General features: G+C 66.4%; 1 protein-coding gene and 1 pseudogene. Both read left to right on the top strand.

The window, feature by feature from the left end; translation table 11 throughout:
• Positions 1 to 148 (top strand): annotated as a pseudogene (locus tag ABGA94_RS02870) (membrane dipeptidase); the annotation flags it as partial.
• Between the two features lie 26 nt (positions 149 to 174).
• Positions 175 to 345, top strand: a 171-nt coding sequence (locus tag ABGA94_RS02865; RefSeq protein WP_375366339.1) for a recombination protein O N-terminal domain-containing protein, incomplete at its 3' end; no start/stop codon positions are given.

Genomic DNA, 345 nt, shown 5'->3' with positions numbered 1-345 from the left:
CAAGCGCGTGGTCTACATCAGCATGGAAAATGCCAGCCCGCTGGTGGCTGACCCCAGCCTGCTGTCGTTCTACCACCGCGCCGGCCTGCGCCTGCTCAGCACGGTGCACTTCGCCAACGCGCGGCTCATGAACCGGACCTCGGGCCCGGGTTGCCACGGAAACTGCAGGTGCTCATGAAAGTCCCCTCTGACATACGATCGAATGGATGTACCGCCCCCTCCCAGGGGCACGCACGGGCCTACCGCGAGACCAGCCTGCTGGTCGAAGTGTTGAGCGCGCAGCATGGCCGTATCGGCCTCCTTGCGCGTGGCGTGTCCACTGCCAAGGGCCAGGTGCTGCGCGCC

Origin of the sequence: Stenotrophomonas sp. 3diitr2024, assembly GCF_042136455.1 — a bacterium.
Classification (GTDB): domain Bacteria; phylum Pseudomonadota; class Gammaproteobacteria; order Xanthomonadales; family Xanthomonadaceae; genus Stenotrophomonas; species Stenotrophomonas sepilia.
This window is presented reverse-complemented; position numbering and strand designations above follow the sequence as displayed.